The sequence below is a fragment of the Steroidobacter sp. genome (genome assembly GCF_016790065.1).
In the GTDB taxonomy this organism is placed as follows: domain Bacteria; phylum Pseudomonadota; class Gammaproteobacteria; order Steroidobacterales; family Steroidobacteraceae; genus Steroidobacter.
In genome coordinates this window covers 1-9,269 of sequence record NZ_JAEUPY010000432.1, presented here as the reverse complement: position 1 = coordinate 9,269, position 9,269 = coordinate 1, and the positions used below count along the sequence as shown (strand labels likewise).

General features: G+C 63.6%; 9 protein-coding genes and 1 pseudogene. 8 read left to right on the top strand and 2 right to left on the bottom strand.

Going from position 1 to position 9,269, the window contains the following annotated elements:
• The 3 genes from JNL55_RS18105 to JNL55_RS18095 all read left to right on the top strand — a co-directional run.
• Positions 1 to 592, top strand: a 592-nt coding sequence (locus tag JNL55_RS18105) for an RraA family protein (RefSeq protein WP_293856674.1), incomplete at its 5' end; no start/stop codon positions are given.
• A complete protein-coding gene (locus JNL55_RS18100; protein ID WP_415923104.1) occupies positions 589 to 1,830 on the top strand; it encodes an acyl-CoA dehydrogenase family protein in 1,242 nt (413 codons plus the stop codon). The genes JNL55_RS18105 and JNL55_RS18100, both read left to right, overlap by 4 nt.
• 111 nt (positions 1,831 to 1,941) lie before the next feature.
• Positions 1,942 to 2,466 (top strand): MarR family winged helix-turn-helix transcriptional regulator, encoded by a 525-nt coding sequence (locus JNL55_RS18095; protein WP_293856670.1) that lies wholly within the window; start codon positions 1,942 to 1,944, stop codon positions 2,464 to 2,466.
• Between the two features lie 5 nt (positions 2,467 to 2,471).
• Here the strand turns inward: JNL55_RS18095 and JNL55_RS18090 are convergent, their stop codons facing one another.
• Entirely contained in the window at positions 2,472 to 3,650 is a 1,179-nt protein-coding gene (locus JNL55_RS18090) for an alpha-hydroxy acid oxidase (RefSeq protein WP_293856668.1), read from the bottom strand.
• Between the two features lie 75 nt (positions 3,651 to 3,725).
• On the opposite strand from JNL55_RS18090, the gene JNL55_RS18085 reads away from it, so the two are divergent.
• From JNL55_RS18085 to JNL55_RS18065, 5 genes are all read left to right on the top strand, one after another.
• Positions 3,726 to 4,499, top strand: coding sequence for an SDR family NAD(P)-dependent oxidoreductase (locus tag JNL55_RS18085; protein WP_293856666.1), 774 nt, complete (start codon positions 3,726 to 3,728; stop codon positions 4,497 to 4,499).
• A gap of 67 nt (positions 4,500 to 4,566) precedes the next feature.
• On the top strand, positions 4,567 to 4,947 hold the full coding sequence (locus JNL55_RS18080) for a RidA family protein (RefSeq protein ID WP_293856664.1): 381 nt from the start codon (positions 4,567 to 4,569) through the stop codon (positions 4,945 to 4,947).
• Positions 4,944 to 5,480, top strand: coding sequence for a flavin reductase family protein (locus tag JNL55_RS18075; RefSeq protein WP_293856662.1), 537 nt, complete (start codon positions 4,944 to 4,946; stop codon positions 5,478 to 5,480). The genes JNL55_RS18080 and JNL55_RS18075 overlap by 4 nt, the downstream gene beginning before the upstream one ends.
• Before the next feature lie 34 nt (positions 5,481 to 5,514).
• The gene (locus JNL55_RS18070; RefSeq protein WP_293856660.1) at positions 5,515 to 6,789 is read left to right on the top strand and encodes an FAD-dependent oxidoreductase; all 1,275 of its coding nucleotides are present in this window, start codon (positions 5,515 to 5,517) and stop codon (positions 6,787 to 6,789) included.
• 140 nt (positions 6,790 to 6,929) lie between these two features.
• On the top strand, positions 6,930 to 8,156 hold the full coding sequence (locus JNL55_RS18065) for an MFS transporter (RefSeq protein WP_293856658.1): 1,227 nt from the start codon (positions 6,930 to 6,932) through the stop codon (positions 8,154 to 8,156).
• 46 nt (positions 8,157 to 8,202) lie between these two features.
• On the opposite strand, the pseudogene JNL55_RS18060 reads toward JNL55_RS18065, so the two are convergent.
• Positions 8,203 to 9,269 (bottom strand): annotated as a pseudogene (locus JNL55_RS18060) (WD40 repeat domain-containing protein); the annotation flags it as partial.

The following is a 9,269-nucleotide window of genomic DNA, read 5'->3' as shown; positions in this document are numbered from 1 at the left end:
TCCGGTGTATCCGGCGTTGCTCTCGACCAGCATCGGCCCTGGACAACTCCATAGCGAAGGCCTGATCGCTGCCGTCGATGCCCTACCCGCCGGCGCCATCCTGCTGCTTCATTCACAGGACCTACCGTGCGCAGCGTGGGGCGACGTTACTTCGACGGCAGCCAGCGCGCGCGGTGCTCTTGGAGTGGTCTGCACAGGTTACGTGCGCGACAGCGCCACCCTGCGTAGGGGTCAGCTGCCGGTATTCGCACGCGGCAGTCTGCCTGCACGGGCGATGGGCCGAGCCGACGTGGTGCTCCATGGTGTGAAGCTGAAGGTTTGTGACATCGACGTCGAGCCTGGCGATTTGCTGGTCGCCGACGACGATGGCGTCGTGATCGTTCCGGCCAGCATGCAGTCCGAGGTGCTCGAACGCGCAGCGGTCCTGATACGACGCGAGAGCATGCTCCGCGCCGCGCTCGCCAACGGCACGCCCCTGGGCACGGCCGTGGCGAAATCCTCCGCTAACACATCCGCTACATCTACTGCACTCGACGGCGACATCACGCAGAAGCCGCCGACTCAGGAAACAGCAAGAGACGCAAACCGATGAGAAGACCTGCAAATCAACGCGAGCGCACTATCGTGGAGCTGGCGGCACGCCTGGCCGACGACTTCGCGCTGCGCGCCGCCGAACACGACCGCGACGGCACGTTTCCGTTCGAGAACTACGACCTGATGCGCGACTGCGGTTACCTGCGCTTAACGGTGCCGGAAGAATTCGGCGGCATGGGCGCGTCACTCTACGAACTGATGCTGGCCCAGGAGCGGCTGGCTATGGGCGATGCCGCCACGGCACTGGCCGTCAACATGCACCTCACGCCGATCGGACAATGGGCCGGCATCTGGCGCATCACCCGCAATCCGGCCATCGAGGACGTGCTGCGCCGAGCCGGCGAAAACACGCTGGTCTGGGCCGGATTCACTTCCGAACCCGGCGTCGAGAACGTCATCATGGGCGCCAAGACACGCGCCACACGCGCGCCGGGCGGCTACATCGTCGACGGCTACAAAGTGTTCTGTACCAATATCGAGGTGGCCACCGACTTCACGGTCTCGGTACAGCACGACGACCCAGTACACGGCCCGGAACTGCTGCTGCTCAAGGTGAGCCGCGATTCCCCCGGTCTGCGGCCAGTCCGCAACTGGGATGTCGCCGGCATGCGCAGCACTCAAAGCGGCGACCTGGAGATCAAGTCGCTGTTCGTGCCCGAGCACAACGTCGTGCATCGCCAACCCATCGGGCAGTACAACGAAACCATCGCCCGCACCATCCTGTGTTGGGGCGTAAGCAGCTTCGGCGCGGTCTACAGCGGCATCGGCGCCGGCGCGATCGAGTGGGCCAGACAGCAGGTCGCCCGGCGTAATCGTCAGACCGACCCTGCCGTGCGCCAGCTATTCGCGGAAATGGAAGTGCTGCTCGAGACCGGCCGCGCCGTCGCCTACCGCCACGCGCAGGAAGTCCGTGAGGAGCAGATCTTCGAGCAACTCACCATCCAGGAGGTCATGGCCCGCTCGGCGCTGGCCAAGATGGTGCCGGTCAACAACACGATCGCCATCATGCAGAAAATCATCGACGCGGTCGGCTCGGCAGCATTCCAACGCAAGCAGCCGTTCGAACGGATGCTGCGCGATGCCCACGCCGGCCCGTTCATGCCGTTCAGTAATCTAGCGGCGTACCGGTTGTTCGCGGCCAACGTATTCGGCGAAGAATTGGCGCCCACGGGGCCGGCGCTGGACCTGGACGAGGCCCGAGCCGCGGCGGCCAGGGCCGTCGGCAGTTCGCGCTGAGCACGCCAGCGCACAGCTGAGCTGACAGGCCCCCTCCTCGGGGCTCTGTCGCGCTATCATGGGCAATTCAGGCGCGAAAGTAGTGTGCACGCCTGTCAATGGAGACCCGAGATGCGCTTGGAAGAGGACGTGCTTTATCTGATGTCGCTGGTGCTGTTTCGATATTTCGACGGCATGTCGAAAGAGTTCGTGAGGCGCAAAGTGGGCCGCTCCGAGTGGCGCTGCCTGGTGGTGCTGGAGCAGACCGGCAACCGCAATATCGGCGAACTGGTGGAACTCACACAGCAGCCGCAAGCCACCATCAGCAGGGTCGTCGACCGGATGGAGCGCAGTGGCTGGGTCACGCGGATACAGCGGGAACGATTCGTCGAGGTGCAGATCACCGCCAAGGGGAGCGACAAGCTGGCCGAGCTGGTCCCCGCCGTGACACGACAGCATGAGATTGCCATTCAAGGCGTCAGCCAGACGGACCTGCGAAAAATGCACGACACGCTGCACGCCATCCTGACGAATCTCGTCGGCGCCCCGCACCCGGCGATGGCCGCCAATCCCAAGGCCCAGAAGCGAGCAACCGAACGCAAGGTGACCACTGCGCGCGCGGGCAAAATCCGGCGCGCTCGTACCTCGGCCCGATGAAACATCTACCCGACGCGTAGACATTCCCGCGTCAGCTGCTCCAGCCGAGGACGGCCGATCAAGCCAAGCACGTTTTCGATCTCCTCGGCGAATACCCGAAACATACGCGCCACCCCCGCCTCGCCGCCTGCGGCCAGGGCCCAGTACCAGGGTCGCGCCACCAGACAAGCGCGCGCGCCAAGAGCGAGCGCTTTGACAACATCGGCGCCGTGACGAACACCGCCATCGATCAACACCTCGGCTCGCCCATGTACCGCGTCGGCGATCTCCGGCAGCACATCGAGCGTGGCGGGCAGCCAGTCGAGCTGCCGACCGCCGTGATTTGAGACCACCACTGCGTCGGCGCCGCGCCGAGCCGCCTCCAACGCATCAGGCACCGACAATATTCCTTTCACCACCAGGCCGCCGTCCCACTGACTGCGCAGCCACGAGAGGTCGTCCCAGCTGACCGCCGGAGTGAGCACTCGCTCCTTCAGAAAACTCGCGGTCGCGCCCATCGATGCGCCGTCGACCAGACCCACGTAGTTCCCCATGGTGGCGCGGCGAACCACCAATGCGTTCCACAACCAGCGTGGATGAGCCGCGAAATCCAACAAGTCACGCACGCGGATTCGTGGCGGAAATTCCATGCCATTGCGTGCGTCCCGATAGCGCAGGCCGCCTATGGGCAGATCGACGCCGAGAATGAGCGCGTGACAACGTGCGGCCCGCGCACGATCGATGAACTGACGCGCAATGGTTCGATCCCGACACGAGAACAATTGAAACCACAACGGCGCATTGCCGGCACCGGCGATCTGCTCCAGGGAATATCCCGAGGCGTTGCTGATACAGAAGATCGAGCCGGCCGCAGCCGTGGCGCGAGCCGCCGCACATTCCCCTTCCGGATGTACCAGCGAGGCGAGCCCGGCAGGGCCCGGCAGGACCGGCATGCTCACGCGCTGACCCAAAACCGTGGTCGCAATCGTGCGCTCCGAAACATCCACCATCACTCGCGGTGAGAATGTTATTCGATCGAAGGCGCGGCGATTCTGCGCCACCGTGTACTCGGTACTGGCGCCGCCTGCGATGTACTCGCGCACGATACGCGGTAGCCGTGCATTCGCCGCCTTCTCTATATCTTCAATGCCGTAGTACGACTTCATGAACCACTCGCTGCAAGCGTGATGACTGCGCGGCGACATCTATACTCGTATGCATATGCTTATGCAATGATATGCTCGATCGCCCATCGCGAACTCCCACCAGCAGAGGTCATCATGACAGAGCAACGCCCCGACGACAGCACTCCCGACGCGCGACGCACGGCGTTGATCACTGGTGGCGCGCAAGGGCTGGGTGAGGCTATCGGCCGTGCTCTGCATGCCGACGGCTGCAATGTCGTGCTCGCGGACCTGCAGTACGACCGGGCTGCGCAGGTCGCTCGCGAACTGGACCCAACCGCAAGCAATGCCTGGGCGGTTGCGCTCGACGTGCGTTCGCGGCAGGACTTGGAGCAGACCGTGAAGCGCATCATCGAGCGTCACGGCCGCCTCGACATTCTCGTCAATAACGCCGGCGTGACTCCAATCCGTACCTTCAACGCCATTACTGCCGAGGAATGGGACGACGTCCTCGCCATCAATCTTCGCAGCGCCTTCTTCGCCTGCCAGCTCGCCGCACCCCACATGCAGGCCCAGCGCTGGGGCCGCATCATCAACATCACATCGCTCGCCGGACAACTCGGCTCACGCCTGGCCGGGGCCCACTACTCCGTTTCCAAGGCCGGCTTGATCTCGCTCACCAAAGTACTGGCCAAGGAACTGGCGCCGCACGGTGTCACGGTCAACGCGATCGCGCCGGCGGTGGTACGCGCGCCGGTCATGGCACAGATGCCGCAAGAGGCACTGCAGGCACTGATCCAGTCGGTGCCGGTCGGCAGAATGGGCGAAGCCGAGGAAGTCGGCGCGCTCGCGGCGTTCCTGGCTTCGGCGCAGGCGAGCTACATCACCGGCGCCACGCTCGATATCAACGGCGGCCAGTACATGCGCTGACGGCATTTTTTATCTTACATATGCATTTGCATTTGCGTTTACATACTTGAGGCTCTATGCTCCAGCCATGAACGCATTCACGGAACCTTTTCCAGCCTGCCGGTCCGCCGGCGGCCTGGTATTCGTCGGCGGTCAAATCGCGCTCGACCCGAGTTCGCAGCCCACTCCGAGCGGACTGCGCCCGGTGGCACCCGACTGCCTGACGCAGGCCCAGGCCTGCATCGACCGCATCCAACACATACTGGCGCAGAACGGCGCCACGCTGAACGACGTGCTGCGAATCGAATGTTTCCTGAGCCACGCCGGGGATCTACCCGCCTGGCACGCCGTTTTCATGGAGCGCTTCGCGCCCCCGCGACCGACGCGCACAACCGTGATCGCGGCACCACCTGTACCTGGTTTTCTCATCGAGCTGCAGGCCGTAGCGCTGGCCGGTCGCCCATCATGAACGCCCAGCAGGATCAGCGCCTGTCGCAGGACACGCAAGCGGCATTTCGCGACGCCATGCGACGTTTCGCCAGCAGCGTCACCATCATCACGACTTGCGACGACGGCAGACGGCGCGGCATGACAGCTACGGCGGTAACATCCGTGTGCATGCAACCGCCATCCTTGCTGATGTGTATCAACCGGTACGCCTCGATGCATCAGGCACTCGACCGCTCCCGCCTCGCCTGCGTCAATTTCCTGCACGCCCACCAGGCAGAGCTGTGCTCGATCTTCAGCGGACCGCTGGACGCCGAACAACGTTTCATGCACGGTACCTGGCAGACCGGCGCATTGGGTCTGCCCTTTCTGCCGGAGGCGCAAGCCAGCGTCTTCGTGCGACTGAAAGCGCAGCTGCCCATCGGCACGCATGACATTTTCGTCGGCGAAGTCATCGATGCGCACGTCAATCATCAGGTGGCGCCGCTGCTGTATCTGGACGGCACCACGCTGCCGCTCGAACGCCCGTGGCCGACCGCTGTCCGCCGCCGTTGACGATGCCACAGTCGCGATCCTGGAGAAAAACTCGATGAGCATGGGTTCTATGACTCGGCGGGGCGTGCTCGCTGGAATGGCCGGAGCAGCATTGCCGCTCAGCGGACGCACCAATGCCGCAACTTCGCCGCCACGCGCACGCTCGTCGGGCCAGAGCGCCGACGTACTGGTCATCGGCGCAGGCGTATTCGGTAGCTGGACGGCTTGGCAATTGCTCCAGTCTGGCAAGCGGGTGCTGTTGGTCGACGCTTGGGGACCGGGGCACTCGCGCTCCTCCTCCGGCGGCGAGTCGCGAATGAACCGCACCGGCTACGGCCGCGACCTGGTCTATACCCGGCTCGCCTTGGAATCGATGCAAGGCTGGCGCTGGCTCTCGGCAGCGGCGGAAACGCCGTTGTTCCTGCCACATGGCGTCCTGTTCATGAGCGCACGCATGGAACCGTACATGGAGCAGACCCTGCAAGTGCATCGGGAACTCGGCATCGCGATCGAGGAACTCGATCGAACAGCACTGCAACGCCGCTTCCCTTTGCTGAATACCACAGGACTGGAGGCCGCCATCTACGAACCCATGAGCGGTCCGTTGATGTCGCGCCGTGCCGTGCAAACCCTGGTGCGGCATTTCGTGGCAGCTGGCGGCGAGTATCGTCAAGCAGCCATCGCTACGCTCGAGGAAGATGCCGCCGCCGCGACGGTGCGTACGCTAGCCGGCGAGACACTGCATGCCGAGCAAATCGTATTCGCGTGCGGCGCTTGGCTGCCGAAGCTGTTCCCGCAACTGCTGGGCCAGCGCATCTTTCCAACGCGCCAGGAAGCCTTCTTCCTGAGCGCACCCGCCGGCGATCCGCGCTATGACGCCGCCCACTTTCCCGGCTGGGCCGACTTCAACGATGGCGATGTTTACTACGGATTTCCGGATCTGGAGGGGCGCGGCATGAAAGTGGCGCGTGACGAGCACGGTCCCCCGATCGATCCCGACTCGGGCGATCGCGTGGCCTCCGCCAACGGCCTGCAGGATATCCGTAAGTTCCTGCAGCGACGCTTCCCGCAACTGGCCGAGCGGCCGCTGTCGGAAACACGGGTATGCCAGTACGAGAACAGCTCCAATGGCGACTTCCTGATCGATCGCCATCCGCGATGGCGCAATGTCTGTCTGGTCGGAGCCGGATCCGGCCACGGCTTCAAACACGGCCCGGCGGTGGGACGCTACGCTGCGCGATTGGTCAACGGGCAGTTGCCGGACAGCGAGCTCGAACCCCGCTTCAGCCTCGCAACCAAGATGCAAGATCAACATCGCAGTGTGCTGTAGCCGAACGCCGCAGCGGCGGCCTTCGTCATGGGCGGTGACTTCGCTTGAACGACATCTCTGACGAATCCATCGGTACGCAAGCGCGGCCGGACGCACTCAGCCGCGCGTACGCCAAAATCACGCGCCGTGTGTTGCCGATATTGATCTTCGGCTACATCGTCGCCTACCTCGACCGCGTCAACGTCGGTTTCGCCAAACTGCAGATGCTCGACGATCTACAGTTCAGCGAGACTGTCTACGGCCTGGGCGCCGGCATCTTCTTCATCGGCTACTTCCTGCTGGAAGTACCGAGCAACATGATGCTTTACCGCCTCGGCGCGCGGCTGTGGATCGCCCGCATCATGATCACCTGGGGTATGTTGTCTGCAGCCACCCTGTTCGTGACGACACCAGCGGAGTTCTACACTGTGCGCTTCCTGCTGGGAGCGGCGGAGGCCGGCTTCTTCCCCGGCATCATTTACTACTTGACCAACTGGTACCCGGCGCGGCTGCGCTCTCGAATCACCGCCGCGTTCATGACCGGAATCGCCATCTCCGGCGCCATCGGCAGCGCGCTGTCGGGCTGGATCATGCAGACGTTCGACGGCCTGTTCGATTTGTCTGGATGGCAGTGGATGTTCCTGATCGAAGCCATCCCGGCCGTGCTGCTTGGCGTGTGCGTGCTGTATTTCCTGGACGACCGCATCGACCAGGCTCGATGGCTGAGTGCGCGCGAGAAACAATTGCTCGAAGAGGATCTGCGACGTGATGCCGACACGACTGCTGCTGGCTCGTCGGCGGACGCCTTTCGCGACGCGCGCGTTTGGTTCGCTTGTCTCATCTACTTCTGCGCCGTGACCGGTCTGTACGGCATCGGCTTCTGGTTACCGACCATCATTGCCGAACTGGGCATCGAGCAGCCGCTGCGCATCGGCCTGTGGTCGGCCGTGCCCTATACCGTAGCCGCGATTGCAATGGTGCTCGCCGGCCGCAGCGCGGATCGGCACGACGAGCGCCGCTGGCACGTCGCCATACCCGCGTTCGTCGGAGCCCTGGCCTTGACCGCGAGCGTCATGCTCGGTGACCAGCCAGCAGCGGCGCTGGCCGCCCTCACCGTAGCAACGGCGGGCATTCTGTGCGTACCGCCGCTGTTCTGGAGCATTCCGACCGCTTATCTGCGGGGAGCCGCCGCGGCAGCGGGCATTGCCATCATCAATTCCTTCGGCAATCTCGCCGGCTTTGTCAGCCCCTATGCGATCGGCTGGATCAAGGACACCACGCACTCCACCGCCGCCGGCATGTATCTGGTCGCCGGATTCGTCTGCCTCTCCGGAATTCTGGTCATCGTGGGCGTGCCAACCCGCAATCGTCTGCGCACTCCAGATTGAACACGCTGATCTGCACGAATCTCGTCGGCACGCGGCCACTCAGGGCTCACGGCAACGGAATGACGCTGACACCCTCAGCACCGGCGATGAACATGGTCCGCCCGTCGGGCGACAGGATACCGATCGGATCCGAGTTGACAGCCCACAGGCAAGACCGCGCGATCGGGAATCCGCCGGTGGTGATCTCGGAATAGGTGCTGGTCGCCTGCGCAGGCGGCACCGTCAAATCGAAGGCGCGAATCGAACAAACATTCGGCGTTCCCCAAATTCGCTCCAATACATACGCACGATTGCCATCGGCGCTGAGCAACACGCCCTCCGATGCGTTCATCAACGCACCTGACGGTTCCAGGTCTGAGTCGAGCGAGCGAAGGATACTGTCATTGCCGAACGCAACGGCAGCGGAGACCACAGAACGGGTACCGCGTTCGTTCAGGGCTGGAGCCCAACCATTGGTCGTGGCATTGCCAGCGTAATAGTTGTAGCGCGTAGCCGAGTCCACCCATTTGCCCGTGGCGGCTTGATACTGTGTTAACGGCCGGCCGCCGCCGCTCCCAGGCTCGCCAAGCAACGCGACCGACCCGTCGCCGCTGACGCCGAGCTGAGCGTAATAGAAGAGATTGACCCCGAACTGCCCGCTGCCGAGCAGGCGCGGATAGACGAAAGAAGCATCTCTCATCGAATATAGATACAGCCGGGTCGAGCCACTGCCGTTCTTGTAGCCGGTGGCGACGACGACGTTACCGTCGTTCGTGAAGGCCAGCGTTCTGATGTACTCGTTGGTCTCGACGGGCTTGGCGGACGAGCCGGTACTGATGAACGTCACCGAATCGAGTTGATCGATGCCATCATCGCTCGCGGCAAGTAACACCTGCCCGTCGGGCGACAGTGCCGTGCTGCGAAGACGCGGGAAAGAACGGACCGTCGGCGCTTGCCATGCACTCCCGGTGTAGGCATAGCGCAGAATGACGTCGTTGGCCGGCGTGTAGGGCGGCGCGATTGGCCCGTCTTCTATCGTGCGCATGCCGATCAACAATGCGCTGTGCACGGCATCGAAGGAGACGCCGACAGGAATGTGTCTAATCCCTGCCGTCGGTGGCACTACCAGCGTGG